Annotated in this window: 13 protein-coding genes and 1 tRNA gene; 10 read left to right on the plus strand and 4 right to left on the minus strand. The window is 71.8% G+C overall.

The annotated features are described in order from the left end of the window. Window positions 1-97: 97 nt before the first annotated feature. A complete protein-coding gene (locus ABZZ38_RS02110) occupies window positions 98-562 on the minus strand; it encodes a GatB/YqeY domain-containing protein (RefSeq protein WP_356734748.1) in 465 nt (154 codons plus the stop codon). A gap of 79 nt (window positions 563-641) precedes the next feature. Here ABZZ38_RS02110 and ABZZ38_RS02115 point away from each other — a divergent pair, with 79 nt between their 5' ends. The 3 genes from ABZZ38_RS02115 (at window position 642) to ABZZ38_RS02125 (ending at window position 2430) form a co-directional block, all read left to right on the plus strand. Next, window positions 642-1580 (plus strand): metallophosphoesterase, encoded by a 939-nt coding sequence (locus tag ABZZ38_RS02115; RefSeq protein WP_356734750.1) that lies wholly within the window; start codon window positions 642-644, stop codon window positions 1578-1580. A 212-nt stretch (window positions 1581-1792) separates the two neighbouring features. Continuing rightward, window positions 1793-2323, plus strand: a complete 531-nt coding sequence (locus ABZZ38_RS02120) for a Pr6Pr family membrane protein (protein WP_356735258.1) — start codon at window positions 1793-1795, stop codon at window positions 2321-2323. A gap of 33 nt (window positions 2324-2356) precedes the next feature. Then, a tRNA-Pro gene (locus ABZZ38_RS02125) sits at window positions 2357-2430 on the plus strand. Window positions 2431-2600: 170 nt separating this feature from the next. Here the strand turns inward: ABZZ38_RS02125 and ABZZ38_RS02130 are convergent. Further along, window positions 2601-3215: a restriction endonuclease gene (locus tag ABZZ38_RS02130; RefSeq protein WP_356734752.1), complete on the minus strand. Its 615-nt coding sequence runs from the start codon at window positions 3213-3215 to the stop codon at window positions 2601-2603. 379 nt (window positions 3216-3594) lie between these two features. Here ABZZ38_RS02130 and ABZZ38_RS02135 point away from each other — a divergent pair, with 379 nt between their 5' ends. The 4 genes from ABZZ38_RS02135 to ABZZ38_RS02150 all read left to right on the plus strand — a co-directional run bounded on the left by ABZZ38_RS02135 (window position 3595) and on the right by ABZZ38_RS02150 (window position 6862). After that, the gene (locus tag ABZZ38_RS02135; protein ID WP_356734754.1) at window positions 3595-4323 is read left to right on the plus strand and encodes a TetR-like C-terminal domain-containing protein; all 729 of its coding nucleotides are present in this window, start codon (window positions 3595-3597) and stop codon (window positions 4321-4323) included. Between the two features lie 42 nt (window positions 4324-4365). Continuing rightward, a complete protein-coding gene (locus ABZZ38_RS02140; protein WP_356734756.1) occupies window positions 4366-5523 on the plus strand; it encodes an MAB_1171c family putative transporter in 1158 nt (385 codons plus the stop codon). Between the two features lie 309 nt (window positions 5524-5832). Further along, window positions 5833-6273: a helix-turn-helix domain-containing protein gene (locus ABZZ38_RS02145; RefSeq protein WP_356734758.1), complete on the plus strand. Its 441-nt coding sequence runs from the start codon at window positions 5833-5835 to the stop codon at window positions 6271-6273. Window positions 6274-6286: 13 nt separating this feature from the next. Beyond that, a complete protein-coding gene (locus ABZZ38_RS02150) occupies window positions 6287-6862 on the plus strand; it encodes a toxin (protein ID WP_356734760.1) in 576 nt (191 codons plus the stop codon). 10 nt (window positions 6863-6872) lie between these two features. Here the strand turns inward: ABZZ38_RS02150 and ABZZ38_RS02155 are convergent, their stop codons facing one another. Both ABZZ38_RS02155 and ABZZ38_RS02160 read right to left on the minus strand, forming a co-directional pair. Then, window positions 6873-10370, minus strand: coding sequence for an aminotransferase class I/II-fold pyridoxal phosphate-dependent enzyme (locus ABZZ38_RS02155; protein WP_356734762.1), 3498 nt, complete (start codon window positions 10368-10370; stop codon window positions 6873-6875). Window positions 10371-10396: 26 nt separating this feature from the next. Further along, window positions 10397-11338: an NAD-dependent epimerase/dehydratase family protein gene (locus ABZZ38_RS02160; protein ID WP_356734764.1), complete on the minus strand. Its 942-nt coding sequence runs from the start codon at window positions 11336-11338 to the stop codon at window positions 10397-10399. A gap of 382 nt (window positions 11339-11720) precedes the next feature. On the opposite strand from ABZZ38_RS02160, the gene ABZZ38_RS02165 reads away from it, so the two are divergent. The 3 genes from ABZZ38_RS02165 to ABZZ38_RS02175 all read left to right on the plus strand — a co-directional run bounded on the left by ABZZ38_RS02165 (window position 11721) and on the right by ABZZ38_RS02175 (window position 14841). After that, entirely contained in the window at window positions 11721-12077 is a 357-nt protein-coding gene (locus ABZZ38_RS02165) for a hypothetical protein (RefSeq protein WP_356734766.1), read from the plus strand. A 57-nt stretch (window positions 12078-12134) separates the two neighbouring features. After that, a complete protein-coding gene (locus ABZZ38_RS02170) occupies window positions 12135-13991 on the plus strand; it encodes a prolyl oligopeptidase family serine peptidase (protein ID WP_356734768.1) in 1857 nt (618 codons plus the stop codon). Between the two features lie 82 nt (window positions 13992-14073). Continuing rightward, window positions 14074-14841, plus strand: a complete 768-nt coding sequence (locus ABZZ38_RS02175; RefSeq protein ID WP_356734770.1) for an SURF1 family protein — start codon at window positions 14074-14076, stop codon at window positions 14839-14841. Window positions 14842-14910 lie beyond the last annotated feature (69 nt).

Genomic DNA, 14910 nt, shown 5'->3' on the forward strand with positions numbered 1-14910 from the left:
CTGCCCGGGTCCGGGGTCCCGGGCGGGCGGGCCTCACCCGAACGGGCGACCGCGGGCGCCCCGGCCGGCGAGCGACCGCGGGTGCCGCAACGACGCCTCAGCCGGCGAGCAGCTGCTTGACCAGGGTGGCGACCCGGCCGCCCTCGGCGCGGCCCGCGACCTTGGGGTTCACGATCTTCATGACGGCGCCCATCGCGCGCGGCCCCTCGGCCCCGCCCGCCTTGGCCTCCTCGACGGCCCCGGCCACGATCTGCCGGAGTTCGTCGTCGCTCAGCTGCTGCGGCAGGTACGCGTCGAGGATGACGCCCTCCGCCTTCTCGCGCTCGGCCTGCTCGGCCCGGCCGCCCTGGGCGAAGGCGTCGGCCGCCTCGCGGCGCTTCTTCGCCTCCTTGGCGATCACCTTCTGCACCTCGTCGTCGGAGAGCTCGCGCTGCTGTTTGCCCGCGACCTCCTCCTTGGTGATGGCGGCGAGGGTCAGCCGGAGCGTCGAGGAGCGCAGTTCGTCGCGCGCCCTGATCGCCTCGGTGAGGTCTTCCTGCAGCTTGGACTTGAGCGTGGTCATGCGGACAAGTGTGGCAGGTGGGATGACCTGTACGCCCGCGCATTTCCCGTGGCCCGCGCCGTTCTGAAACGATGACCTCATGCGCGCGCGATACGGAGTCCCCCTGAAAGTCACCGCAGGCATCGCGGCGGTCGGCGCGGCCGGTCTGGTCTACGCCGCCGGGTTCGAGGCCCGCTCGTTCCGGCTCCGCCGGATCACCGTCCCCGTGCTGCCACCCGGTGTGCGGGACCTGCGCGTCCTCCAGGTCTCGGACATCCACATGGTGAGCGGCCAGCGCAAGAAGCGCGCCTGGCTCCAGTCACTGGCCGGGCTGCGCCCCGACTTCGTCGTCAACACCGGCGACAACCTCTCCGACCCCAACGGCGTCCCGGAGGTCCTGGACGCACTCGGGCCGCTCCTCGAGTTCCCGGGGGTGTACGTCTTCGGCTCCAACGACTACTACGGGCCCAAGCTGCGCAACCCGGCCCGCTACCTCATCGAGAAGGCCCAGGGCCGCCACGGCCTGAACGGCAACGCCCCGGCCGTCGGAGCCGTGCACAACCCGTGGGAGGAACTGCGCGACGCCTTCGACACGGCGGGCTGGGTCAACCTGACCAACACGCGCGGTCGCCTCAAGCTGGACGGCCTGGAGCTGGCCTTCACCGGGCTGGACGACCCGCACATCAAGCGGGACCGGTACGACAGGGTCGCCGGCGGCCCGGAGGCGGACGCCGACCTCTCGGTGGGCGTCGTCCACGCCCCGTACCTGCGCTCGCTGGACGCCTTCACCGCCGACGGCTATCCGCTGATCCTGGCGGGGCACACGCACGGCGGCCAGCTGTGCGTCCCCTTCTACGGGGCGCTGGTCACCAACTGCGACCTCGACACGGACCGGGTGAAGGGCCTCTCCACCCACCGCTCCGGAGGCAACACGGCGTACCTGCACGTGTCGGCGGGCTGCGGCACCAACCGGTACACCCCCGTGCGCTTCGCATGCCCGCCCGAGGCGACGCTGCTGACCCTGACCGCCCGGGAGTGATCACCTGCCCCGTGCGGTGAAGGGATGACTGCCCCGTCTCCGTCGTAGGTGCCCGCATCGGCGGTCGCCCCTCCCGTCCCCCGCCCGTACGCGGCCGCCTTCCGCGCCCTGATCGCGTTGGCGGCCGTGACGGGCATCGTCATCGACTGGTCCCGGGCAGTCCGGACCGGGTCCTGCGCTACTTCACCATCCAGAGCAACGCGCTGGTCGCGATCGCCCTCGCCTTCTCGGCCCGCCGCGCCTGGACGGGCCGGCCGCCCCTGCCGCCACGGGTCACCGGCGGCACGCTGCTCCACATCGTGATCACCGGGCTCGTCCACCACGTACTTCTCGCCAACGCCGCAGCCGCCTTCTCCATGACCGGCTCCGCATCGGGCGCCCACGCCGTGGCGGACCGGCTCCTGCACACGGTGACCCCGATCGCCACGGCCCTGGACTGGCTGCTCCTCACCCACCCTGGCGGCCTGCGCCCACGCGAAGCGGCCCGGTGGCTGCTCTACCCCCTGGCGTACCTGCTCTTCGCCCTGACCCGCGGCGCCCCGCTCACCCCCGGCGCCCCGGCCCGTTACCCGTACCCCTTCCTCGACGTCGACAGCCACGGCTACGGCGGGGCCCTCGGGAAGGCCGCGATGCCGGGCCTGGCCTTCTTCGGGCCGGCTCTGACGATCGTCGCCCCGGACCGGATCAGGCCCTACCTGCGGGGCCCGAAAACCGGATTTCGCCTGAGGGCGCGGGTGGGCTAAAGTAAACGACGTCGCCGGGACACCGGACGACATCGGGGTGTAGCGCAGCTTGGCAGCGCGCTTCGTTCGGGACGAAGAGGTCGTGGGTTCAAATCCCGCCACCCCGACAGCTGAGTATCAGGTCAGAGGGCCCTTACCGGGTAGGTAAGGGCCCTCTGGCGTTGCTGTTGCTGCGAGCCCAGCTGCCCCCGAGACCCCCTGAAGGCGGGCCGGAGCCGCCCGTGCGGGGGGGCTCGTGGTGCACCGCGCACTCACCGGTGGGGTTCCCGCCGGGCCCCTACTCGTACGTTTCCTTCCAACGGGCGCGGTGTCGGCGATCTCCTTGGCCGGAGCCGTTGACCCCGGTCAGGGACGGCAGTGCGGCACCGCTGTTCCATAGGCCGAGGTGGTCGCGGTGAACAGCCAGGACACCGTTCCGCACGGCACACCGTTCGGCCGGGCCGCTGAAGTAGGTGGTGGTGACCAAGACCGCGATGTCGGCGCCGAAGTGCATCCGGGAGCCGAGGAGGTTACGGACCTCGCCACTGGAGATCTTCCGCTTCGGGTTGTACCGCTTGCACTGGATCACCATGGTCCGGCCGTCGGGCAGCCTTCCGCGGACATCGGCGCCGTCGTCGTGGGAGCGGCCGACCCGGCGCACTTCCGTGCAGCCGTCCCGTCGACACAGGTCGGCCACGAAGTCCTCGAACGCCGGGCCGTCCATCGCGTCCACCTCGGTGAGCGTCCGATGCCCCGCCTTGACCGCGTCTTCATGGCGCCAACCGCGGTCGTCGCCGCGGATCAGCCGGTCCGTCCTCCACAGCCACCAGCCGGCGCCGGCCGCCGCCGCGACGACCAGCGTCCCCACCACGTACGGCCAGATCACCGACCAGGACAGCAGGAGCACCGCCATCGCGGCGATGCCGCCGATCGCTCCCGTCGTGAGTCGTTCCTCCCGACGCCTCCGCGCGGCAGGCCGACGCCGTCTCCTGCGAGTCGTCACCCCGTGTCCTCCCCCTGTCTCCGGCACCAGTGTGGGTGAGACGACGTCCATGAGTAAGAGCCACCCTTGGCCATGACCGGATCCCCGCCGCGCGGGCCCGGGGGACGCCCTGCGTGTGCACCTCCCGCATCACCAGGAGCTCGTCCCGTTTCGTCCGACATCGCAGGCCCGGGCGGTCAACCACGGGCTGCGGACCGGGGGAACGGGGTGTGGCCGGATCACAGCGCATGATCGAGGCGTTCGATCGACAGCGCTTATGGCCGTTGCCACTGACAGGTACGGTTTGGCCATGGATCTTTCCGGAACAAGCGCCGCCGATGCGAACGACACACGGCCGGAGGTCATCAAGGCCGCCGCGCGCCAACTGCTGGTGAAGTCGGGCGCCGGAGGCCTGTCGCTGGAGGCCGTCGCCGGTGACGGCGGGCTTCGCGTCGCCGACGTGGAGGCCGTCTTCCCGCATCGGGACGACCTGCTCACCGCGCTGGTGATCGACGCCTACAACGAGTCCGGCGCCGCGATGGAGCAGGCCGATCAGATCGCCAGGGACGCCCACGCGTCGGCGGGGGCGCGGCTTCTCGCGGTGGCGCGGGCGCTGCGGCAGTGGTCCTTCGACAACCCCGGCCAGTTCACGCTGATCTACGGCTCGCCCGTTCCCGGTTACCACGCCCCGCAGGACACGGTTCCGCCCGCCTCGCGTACGCCCGCGGTGCTCGCCGGCATCGTGCGTTCGGCGCTGGAGGCCGGTGAACTCGCCCCGCCCCGGCGGGCCGTGCCCGGACCGCCGCTGTTGCTGCCGGAGGCCGTGGAGCTCTTCGGCGGCGTGCCGGAGGCGCCGTTCTCGGACATCATCGAGCGCGGCATCGTGCTGTGGAGCAATCTGATCGGGCTCCTGGTGTTCCAGGTCTTCAGCCGTACCCACGACAGCGTCCGGGACGAGTCCGCGTTCTTCGACTTCGCCATCGCCGTGGCGGCCGAAAGCATCGGCCTCGACGTTCCCTCGGGCGAGAACACCGACTAGACGCTCCGCCGCCTGAGCGGCACCGGCGGGAGAAATCAGGCCGTGAACACCACTCGAACCGTCTGCTTCGCCATCGCGGCGCTCTCGTCGTATGCCGCGCTCGTCTACCGGCTCGGCCAAGTACGGCGCAGCTGGCGCGACAACGCCTACCGCACACTGGTGATCACTCTTCTGCTCCAGTGCCTCACCTTCACCATGGGTGCCGTCGCCATGGGGAGCGAGAGCTTCCTGGGCGTCGGCAACCTCGCCATCCTGGTGATGCACGTATCGGCGGTCGCCTTCTGCGTCAGCGCGCAGATCATCCTTCTGCGCTGGGCGACCGTCGCCGAGGACGCGGTACGGAAGACCCGCTACTGGCTGATCACCGGCATCGTCCTCAACGCGCTCCTGGTGGCGCTCTTCTTCATCGCCGACGGCCCCGGCCGGCCGGCCTCGGACTTCAACACGGGCAGCGGCCAGCCGCTGGTCCTCACCTACCTCCTGGTGTTCATCGTCTCCCAGGCGGTGCCGTGCGTCACCATCTTCCGCCAGTGCGGCCCCTACGCCCGTATGGCGGGCAAGGCCTCGCTGCGGCAGGCCCTGCGGCTGCTCTCCGTCGCCGCGGTGGTCCTCTTCCTGTACTGCCTGGCCAGGACGGTCAACATCCTGACCGCGGCGAGCGGGATCGACATCGGCGTCTGGCAGCTCGCCGCCTCCGTCTTCAGCGCGGTGGGCATCGTCACCCTCTCGCTGAGCCTGACCATCTCCTCCTGGGGCGCTCCGGCGGCCAAGCTCCTGGAGTGGGCGCGCAGTTACCGGTCGTACCGGGCGCTCTACCCGCTCTGGCGGGACCTGTACGAGTCCTCCCCGGACATCCTCCTGGAGCCGCCCGGGGCCTCGGTCTCCGACCTCGATTACCGCCTCCACCGGCGGGTCATCGAGATACGGGACGGATGGCGGGACCTGCGCCCCTACATCGACCGCACCGCCGGCGTCAGCGGCGGCGGCGCACAGTCCGCAGCGGGCGACGAGTCCCGGCAGGCGTTCGCCGAAGCGGCACAGATCAGACAGGCTCTGCACGCCAAGCGCACCGGCACCATCCCCGATGACAACGCGGACGCCGGCGACTTCGAGGACCGCGACACGGACAACTTCACCGCGGAGGTCGCCTGGCTCACCAAGGTCGCGTCCGCCTACCGCAGGCTGAGCAAGGCCGGTTGACGCCTCCCGCCCGGCCTGTCCCCCGTCAGACCGGGCGGGGCCACTTCCCCCCGCTTCCCCCGACACCCCCCGTTTCCCCGTGCGTGGCCGGGCGGGTGTGCCCCGACCGGCCTGGCCCGGCCATCCCCCGAGGACCGGACCGACAGACCGGCGGCCAACTCGACTACCCCCGTAAGCGAAGTTAGCTGCCAGCTATCGGCGAGGTCCACGTTGGCGGAGCCTGAGCCGATTGTCAACTGATGGCTAATCTGCAAAACTTACGGATAGCGGAGGGCAATGCCGAGGAGGTGACGGGAGGGAGATTCGCCGATGTCCGAGACTGACGACCGGCCCGTGCTGGCAGTGCGTCTGGACAACCTCTTCAAGACGGTTCGTCCCAAGGGCAAGCACTGGACCAATGCCGAGGTGGCGGAGGAGCTGAAGCGGGCCAACCCCGAACTCCGGGTCGGCGGTGTGTATCTCTCGCAGCTCCGCACGGGCAAACGCTCCAATCCCTCACCGGACCTCCTGGCGGCCCTGGCCCGCTTCTTCGGCGTGTCGGTCGCCTACTTCTTCGACGACGAGATCGCCGAGTCGGTGCTCAGCCAGGTCGCCGCCATCGAGGCGCTGCGGGAGGCGGGGGTCCGCGCCGTGGCGATGCGGGCGGCCGGGATGAAGAGGGAGAACCTCCAGGCCATCACCGCCATCATGGACCAGTACCGGCAGATGCAGGGTCTTCCGCCCGTCGCCAACCCCTCGGACCCGGAGTGAGGGGCCCGGGGCAGTGAGGGGCAGGAAGGGACGGTCGGCCGATCAGGACCGCCGCAGCCAGCTCAAGAAGCTCCGGAAGGCCGGCGCGCAGCGGATCGCCGAACTGGACCTGCCGAAGGTGGCCGATGTGGCCGAACTCTGCCGCCACCTCGGCGAGATCCGCGATCGCCCGATCACGCTGGTCCCGATGCAGATGCCCGCGTCGCACCCGTGCGGCATGTGGGTCGCGGCACGCGACGAGGACCTCATCTTCTATGACGCCAACACGACCAGCGCGCATCAGGAGCACATCATCTTGCATGAGCTGGGACACATCATCTGCTGCCACCGCGGGGCGGGTTGGCTGGACGAGGCGAGCGCCCGCCTCCTCTTCCCCGACCTCGACCCCGACCTCGTGCGCGACATGCTCCTGCGCGCGACCTACGACGACGTGCAGGAACAGGAAGCGGAGATCATCGCCTATCTGCTCTCCCAGCAGGTGGGCAGCGGCGAGGAACGACAGGGCGTGCCCCCGGCCGAGGATGCCGGGGACGGCGGGGCGCCCGGCGAGGACGCCATGCTCAGCCGTATCGAACGCACCCTGATGTGACGTGAGGTGCTCACCCGCCGACGGCTGCCACCTCCTCGGCCAGGATCGACACGGCCCGTCGGATGTCGTCCTCACGGTGTTCGCTGGTGAGGAAGAACCGCAGCCTCGCGAGACCCTCCTCCACGGCCGGGTGGAGGATCGGATCGGCGATGATTCCCCGGTCGAACAGCCGGTCCGCGACGCGCAGGGTCTTCGCCGAGTCGCCGAGGAGGCAGGGCACGATCGGAGTGTGGGCACTGGGGCCCGTCGCCAGGCCGGCCGAGCCGGCCAGGCCGAGGAAGAGCTCCGCGTTCCGCCGCAGCGTGCGCACCCGGTGCGGCTCGGCGACGATCAGTTCGGTGGCGGCCAGCGCCGCGGCCGCGTTGGCCGGGGTCAGTCCGACGCTGTAGACGAAGCCGGGCAGCGTGTGCCGCAGCCAGCGCACCATCCGGGCCGAGCCGCCGAGGTAACCGCCGCAGCTGGCGAAGGCCTTCGAGAGGGTGCCCATCCACAGATCCACGTCGGACCGGTCGACGCCGAAGAACTCCCCGACGCCACGTCCGTGTTCGCCCACGGTCCCGATGCTGTGCGCCTCATCGACCAGCAGCAGGGCGCCGTAACGCTTCTTCAGCTCGATCACGGCGGGCAGGTCGACCAGGTCGCCGTCCATGCTGTACGCGCCCTCGACGGCGATCAGTACCCGCCTGAAGCGGGACCGGTTGACCCGCAGCATGTGTTCCAGCTGACCGATGTCGCCGTGGGCGAACGGCCGCCGCGCCGCCCCGGACAGTGCGCAGCCCTGGAGGATGCTGTCGTGGGCGAGCGCGTCGTGCACCACCAGGTCCCCCGCGCCGACGACGTGCCCTATCGCGGTGACATTGGTGGCATGGCCGCTCACCAGCGCCAGGCAGTCCCCGACGCCGAGGAAGTCGGCGAGAGCGCGCTCCAGGCGTACGGTCAGGTCCCGTTCGCCGGAGAGCGTCCGGCTCGCGGAGACGGAGGTCCCGTAGCGGTCCACGGCCTGGCGCGCGGCCTCGTTGACCGCGGGATGGCCGGAGAGCCCCAGGTAGTTGTAGCTGCCGAAGGAGAGGTACTCCCGGCCGCCGATCACCGTCGTGTCGCGGATGGTGCCCTGATGGACCCGGAAGTACGGGTAATCCGCCCCACTGTCGGCGATCTCGCTCAGACGCTCCTCGATCCGCAGCACCTCCGGGAAGTCATCGACGCGGGCGGTCGCGCCGTCCCAGTCCGCGGGCGCCTGCCCGGGCAGGGGCTCAACGGGGGCGGCCGGTGGCTGAATGAGGCCGAGGTGCGGATCGACCAGCGCGATCAGCCGCTCGATGGTGAGGCCGGGCGAGAACATCTCCTCGGTGCGGAAGCCCGGTATCCGCTTGCCGATGTTGACCTCCAGCTCCTGCAGCATCAGCGAGTCGAAGCCGAGGTCCTTCACCAGCCCCATCCGCTCGCTCAGGTCGGAGAGGGGGAAGACGCCGGTCCGCGACACCTCTTCGAACACAATGGAGGCGGCGGACGCGGCGGACGCGGCCGATGCAGCCGATGCAGGGGCCGCGGCACCGGCCCGCGCCGCCGTGGGCACGGCCGTGGGCACCGCCCCGCGCGGCTCCGCCGGCCCGGGCTCGTCGGACGCCTCGCGGGCCGACTCGTCCACCGCCCAGTGGCGGCGCGGGGCGAGCGGGCTCGGCGGCAGGGTGGACGGGGGTACGCGCTCCATCACCGGACGAAGCCCCGAACCGGTCACCGCGCGCTCGGCGAGCCGGGCCAACACGGCCGTGCGCGCCTCGGCGGAGAGCGAGCCCGGCGCCGGCACGGTGACCTCCGGGAGCTCACCGGGGGCCACCGTGCCCGCCATCTGCCCCGGCCCGAGCTCTCCGGTACGGCCCGCGTCCACGGCCTCGGCCGCCGCGGCCAGCTTGGTTGCGGCGTCAGCGGCGTCGTCCACCACCAGGGCAAGGCGTTCCGCGAAGGGCGCCCGGCGAGCCAGGGTGTCCGCCACCCCGGCCAGCGGCGGCTGGTCGCCGGTGATGGTGTGCGCCAGTTCCCGGGCGTAGCGGGACAGCCCGGCCCGGTCGCGGGCGCTGAGCACCAGGAGGTGCGGCCCCCGGTCCCGCGCCGGGTCGGCCGGTGCGGGGCCGGCGGGTGCCGTGGCGCACTCCTCCACCACCAGGTGGACGCCGGTGCCGCCGAAGCCGAAGGCGCTCACCCCGGCCCGGCGCGGCCCGGACCGCGGCCACCGGGTCGGCGCCGTCGGGATGACCAACCGTGCGGCGTCGAGCCCGGAGCGGTCGGCCAGGTCGAACTCCGGCTGCGGCGGTATCACCCCCCGGTGCACGGCCAGGACGGTCTTGATGAGGCCGGCTATCCCCGCGGCGTTGAGCGAGTGCCCGACCACCGCCTTCACCGCGCCGAAGAAGGCGGGTGCGCCGCGCTCACCGCGCAGTTCGCGCAGGACATCGACCTCGACCGGATCGCCGACCGTGGTCCCGGTGCCGTGCGCCTCCAGGTAACCCACCGAGTCCGGGGTCACGCCCGCATCGCGGTAGGCCCGGCGCAGCGCCCGGAGCTGACCGGCCGCCTGGGGGTGCATACCGCCCTGCACGGTCCCGTCATTGGCCGTTCCCACACCCCGGATCACCGCGTAAACCCGATCGCCGGCCGCCAGCGCGTCGGCCAGGGGCCGCAGTACGAGGACCCCGGCACCCTCGCCCAGGACGAAGCCGTCGGCCTCCGCGCCGAACGGCAGGCACCTGCCGCTGCGCGAAACGGCGCCGACCCGGCACAGCCCGATCAAGAGGTCGGGGGTGAGCATCAGCTGGGCGCCGCCCGCGAGTGCGATGCGGCACCGGCCCGCGCGCAGTGCGAACACGGCGTTGGCCACGGCCATGAGTCCGCCGGAGCACGCGGAGTCCAGTGCGTAGCTCTCGCCGTGCAGATCGAAGACCGAACTGATGGTGTTGGGCCCCATGTTGAGCAGGAGGCCGGCCACGGATGTGCCGTGCAGGCCATCGACCGCGCGGACCATGTCCGGCCACCGGGGATCGGTCGTCCGCGCCCCGAACTCGCCGCCGGCCAGCTGACGCATCCGGATCTGCATGGTGCTGATCTCGCGGTAGCCGCCGTCGGTGAGCGACGTGATCACCGAGGTTTCCTCGCGGTCGAAGCCGTCGGCCTCCCACCCCGCGTCCTGGATCGCCTCACGCGCCAGATCGATCAGCAACCGGTGCTGAGGATCCATCGACCTGGCCCGCCGCGGCGGGATGCCGTAATGCGCGGCGTCGAAGTGACCGACGTCCGGCAGCAGCGCCATGGTGTCCGTATAGGCCGCGGACGCGTCACGGAAGTTGTCGCTGAGGAAGGTGGCGGTGCTCCACCGCGAGTCGGGGACGGTGGAGAACTGTGCCCGCGGGGCCATCAGGAGCCGCTCGTACTGGTTCACGTTCCGCGCCCCCGGAAACCGGCAGGCCATCCCCACGATCGCGACGTCATCGCGGCGCGCTCCCGCTGAACCCATGAGGGAATCCTTCGCTGTCACAGACGTCACGCGGTGGTCGCCCGCCGCTCGCGCCACCAGTCCACCGTCGCCTTGACCTGCTCGTCGACGGGAGTGGCTCGTACGGCGAACACGGCTTCGTAAGCGCTTGAATCGACTACGAACGGACGGTCGAACTGATAGCCGATCTCCCTCAGTTCGCGGATCAGCGGGGAGAAGGCCGACATGACGCCGAGTACGGCCGGCGGGATCCTGCGCACCGCGACCGGCCCCGTCCCCGACTGGGCGGCAAGGCGGTCGACCATCTGCCGGGTGGAGAGCGCGGGCTCCGTCGGGACGTGCCAGGCCCGGCCCCAGGCCCGTTCCTCGCCCGCGACCTCGACCAGGGCCCTGGCCACATCGGGGAGATAACTCCAGCTGTGCGGGGCGTCCGGATCCCCGAGCGTGGAGACCGGCTTGCCGCGCAGCAGCCGTGGCATGACCCGCGCGGCCAGGTGTCCGCCGTCGGTCACGCCGGGCCCGAAGAAGTCCGAGGCCCGCACCTCGACCGCTTTGATACGGCCCTGCTCGTGCAGCGTCCGCGCGTGTTCCCAGCCGGCGGCGCGCACGCGCCCCTTGGAGCCGGTCGCCGCGAGCGGCAGCTCCTCGGTCAGGGGTCCGTCCACCGGACCGTAGCCGTAGAGGTTGCCCAGCATGACCAGGACGGCCCCGGTGGCCTCGGCCGCCGCGCAGGCCGACGAGACCAGCGGCAGCCATTCACCCACCCAGCGGTGGTAGGGCGGTGCGGCACAGTGGTGAATCGCTTCCGCGCCCTGCGCGGCTTGGGTCAGTCGCTCACTGTCCGTGGCGTCCAGGGCGACGTGCTCGATGCCTGGCTCGGGGCTTCGACCCGACTTGGTGACGACCCGTACCGAATGACCCTTTTCGACCAGTAGCCGAGCTGTGGCCGCTCCGGCGGGCCCGAATCCTAAAACGACATGAAGGCTCACGCGCGCACACTAGCGCGAGTGTGCGTCGATCTTGTGTCCGGAGAGTCAACGGTGCGGCACGCAGAGGTGATTGGCCACGATTTTCGGCCAGTTTCACCGTCCGGCGGTCACCGGCCTCCAAAACGGTCGCCGCGCGCCGGGGCGGCCGTGGGGATACGCGGCCGCTCACCCGGACAGACCTGTCGTGTCGCGCGGGTGCGGCGGGGCGGCGCAGGCTCGGAGGATGAGCACTCCATCTCCTGGTACCGGATCCCATGGCACCGGATCCCATGGCACCGGATCCCATGGCACCGGTGGTACGGAGCACCACGCGTACGCGCACCGCACCGCACCCCCCTCCGGAACGGCGGCGGCGCGGGGTGGGTGGGCGTCGGCCGGGGCGATGTTCGCCGGGGTGCTGCTGTTGGTCGAGGGTGTCCTCGGGATGTTGCAGGGCATCGCGGGGATCGCCGAGGACGGCGTGTACGGGCGGATCGGGGATTACGTCTTCGCCTTCAGCGTCAGCGCGTGGGGCTGGATCCACCTGGTGCTCGGGCTCCTGGTCGCCCTGATCGGCGCCGGCATTCTCAGCGGCGCCGCGTGGGCGAGGGCCAGTGGCGTGGCGCTGGCCTCGCTCGCCGTGATCGCGAATTTCATCTGGCTGCCGTACCAGCCGGTGTGGGCGGTCGTGTCGATCGCGATCGGCGTCTTCGTCATCTGGGCGCTGTGCAGGGAGGACACCCCGCCCGCCACCCGCTGACCGAGTTATCCACAGGCTGCGGGCACGGCGCACGGGTTGTCGGCGCGGCAGCGCATCATGGGGTCCATGACTGATCCGAATGTTCCTGACTGGGAAAAGCGGTTCCGGGCGCCGCGCGTCTCGCTGCCCGACTGGGCGGAGGACGCGCCGGCGCGGGCGCTGTTCGTGTCGAACGCGACCGGGACGTACGAGCTGTACGCCTGGGACCGGGCGACGGGCGAGCAGCGGCAGGTCACGGACCGGCCGAACGGGACGACGGACGGCGTGCTGTCACCGGACGGCGAGTGGATCTGGTGGTTCTCGGACACGGACGGCGACGAGTTCGGGCTGTGGATGCGGCAGCCGTTCGCGGGCGGTGCGGACGTGCCGGCCGCGCCGGGCCTGGCTCCGTCCTATCCGGCGGGGCTGGCGATCGGCCGGGACGGGACGGCGGTGATCGGGCGGTCGACGGACGAGGACGGGTCGACGATCCACGTCGTACGGCCGGGGCAGCCGCCGGTCGAGATCTACCGCCACCGCGAGTCGGCCGGAGTCGGCGACCTGTCATGGGACGGGACGCTGATAGCGGTCGAGCACACCGAGCACGGGGACGCGATGCACTCGGCGCTGCGGGTGGTCCGGCCGGGCGGGGAGACGGTCGCGGAGCTGGACGACACCAGGGGTGGTACGGAGGAGCTGGGCCTGTCGGTGCTGGGCTTCGCGCCGGTGGACGGGGACACCCGGCTGCTGGTGGGTCACCAGCGGCGCGGGCGCTGGGAGCCGATGCTGTGGGACGTGACGACCGGGGCGGAGACGGAGCTGGGCCTCGACCTGCCCGGTGATGTGTCGGCGGAGTGGTATCCGGACGGCTCGGCGCTGCTGATTGTGCACAGCTTCGAGGCCCGCAGCGAGATGTGGCGGTACGAGATCGCGACGCGTGAGCTGGTGCGGGTCGAGACCCCCGCCGGGTCGGTGTCGAGCGCGACGGCACGGCCGGACGGGACCGTGGAGTACCTGTGGTCGTCGGCCGCCCGGCCGCCGGCGGTGCGGTCGACGGCGGGTGGGGTCGTGCTCGATCCTCCCGGGATGAAGGCGCCCGCGTCGGTGCCGGTGGAGGACGTGTGGGTGGAGGGGCCCGGCGGCCGTGTCCACGCGCTCGTGCAGCGGCCGGCCGGGGTGACCGGTCCACTGCCGACGGTCTTCGAGATCCACGGCGGGCCCACCTGGCACGACAGCGACGCGTTCGCCGCGGGCCCGGCGGCCTGGGTGGACCACGGGTACGCGGTGGTGCGGGTGAACTACCGCGGGTCGACGGGGTACGGGCGGGCGTGGACGGACGCGCTCAAGCACCGGGTCGGGCTGATCGAGCTGGAGGACATCGCGGCGGTCCGGGAGTGGGCGGTGGCCTCCGGGCTGGCCGACCCGGCGAAGCTGGTCCTGTCGGGCGGCTCGTGGGGCGGGTACCTCACCCTGCTCGGGCTGGGTACGCAACCGGAGGTGTGGGCGCTGGGTCTGGCCGCCGTACCGGTGGCGGACTACGTCACGGCCTACCACGACGAGATGGAGGCCCTGAAGGCGCTGGACCGCACGCTGTTCGGCGGTTCGCCGGAGGAGGTTCCGGAGCGGTTCGAGGCGTCGTCGCCGCTGACGTACGTGGACCGCGTGCGGGCGCCGGTGTACATCTCGGCGGGCGTCAACGATCCGCGCTGCCCGATCCGTCAGATCGACAACTACGTGGACCGGCTCGCGGCCCGGGGCGCGGTGCACGAGGTGTACCGGTACGACGCGGGGCACGGCTCGCTGGTGGTGGAGGAGCGGATCAAGCAGGTGCGGCTGGAGCTGGCCTTCGCCGCCAGGTATCTGGGTGACCAGCCCGCCGCCGGCCGGCCCGCGGCGCCGTCGCCGGAACCGGGAGCGGAGGAGGGAGCGGAATAGGGAACGGGAGCGGGCTCGTCGGCGTGGTCGTCCGCGGGGACCCGGGCGGAAGGGGGGTGAGCGGGTTCCGTACCGTGGAGGGGTGTACCGGTTCCTGACGACGCCCCGCTGGTGGGGGATCAACGTCTTCGTCCTCCTGGCGATCCCCTTCTGCATCTTCATGGGCACCTGGCAGCTCGGCAGGTTCGAGGACCGCGTCGACTCGCACCGGGAAGCCGCGCGGCAGCCGGACCCGGCCGTGGTGGACGCGGCGCCGCTCGACGAGCTGCTGCCCGTCACCCAGGAGACGTCGGGCCGGCACGCGACGGCGACCGGGCGGTACGGCGAGCAGTTCCTGGTGCCGGGCCGTGAGCTGGAGGACCGGACCGGTTCGTACGTGCTGACGCTGCTGCGCACGGAGGGTGGCCGGACGCTGCCCGTGGTGCGCGGCTGGCTGCCCGAGGGCGGCAGGGCGCCGGCCCCGCCGGCCGGCGAGGTGACGGTGACCGGGGCGCTCCAGGCCTCCGAGAACACGGGCACCAAGGGCGTGCACGCGGCGGGCGGGCTGCCCGAGGGGCAGGTCGGCATGATCAGCGCCGCGTCGCTGGTGAACCTGGTGCCGGACGACGTGTACGACGCGTGGGTGACGCTGACGGATGCCCCGTCGGGGCTGACACCGGTGCCGGCGGCGGCCCCGGAGGGCAGCGGGCTGGACCTGAAGGCGTTCCAGAACCTGGGTTACACGGGCGAGTGGTTCGTCTTCGCGGGGTTCGTGCTCTTCATGTGGTTCCGGCTGTTCCGCCGCGAGGTGGAGGCAGCGCGGGACGAGGCCCTGGGCCTGACGCCCGAGGACCCCGCCGTCCGCGTCTGACCTCGGCGCCCGACCTTGTCCGGCGCCCGACCTGTCGGCGCCGTCCGCCGGCGCCCGGCCTGTCGGCGC

The organism is Streptomyces sp. NPDC006368, assembly GCF_040612535.1.
Classification (GTDB): Bacteria; Actinomycetota; Actinomycetes; order Streptomycetales; family Streptomycetaceae; genus Streptomyces.

Coding starts and splice junctions, on each gene's coding strand:
- ABZZ38_RS02165 (WP_356734766.1), top strand. CDS start 11,721: ATGTTCGCCGGGGTGCTGCTGTTGGTCGAGGGTGTCCTCGGGATGTTG.
- ABZZ38_RS02135 (WP_356734754.1), top strand. CDS start 3,595: ATGGATCTTTCCGGAACAAGCGCCGCCGATGCGAACGACACACGGCCG.
- ABZZ38_RS02115 (WP_356734750.1), top strand. CDS start 642: ATGCGCGCGCGATACGGAGTCCCCCTGAAAGTCACCGCAGGCATCGCG.
- ABZZ38_RS02155 (WP_356734762.1), bottom strand. CDS start 10,370: ATGGGTTCAGCGGGAGCGCGCCGCGATGACGTCGCGATCGTGGGGATG.
- ABZZ38_RS02170 (WP_356734768.1), top strand. CDS start 12,135: ATGGGGTCCATGACTGATCCGAATGTTCCTGACTGGGAAAAGCGGTTC.
- ABZZ38_RS02130 (WP_356734752.1), bottom strand. CDS start 3,215: ATGGCGGTGCTCCTGCTGTCCTGGTCGGTGATCTGGCCGTACGTGGTG.
- ABZZ38_RS02145 (WP_356734758.1), top strand. CDS start 5,833: ATGTCCGAGACTGACGACCGGCCCGTGCTGGCAGTGCGTCTGGACAAC.
- ABZZ38_RS02110 (WP_356734748.1), bottom strand. CDS start 562: ATGACCACGCTCAAGTCCAAGCTGCAGGAAGACCTCACCGAGGCGATC.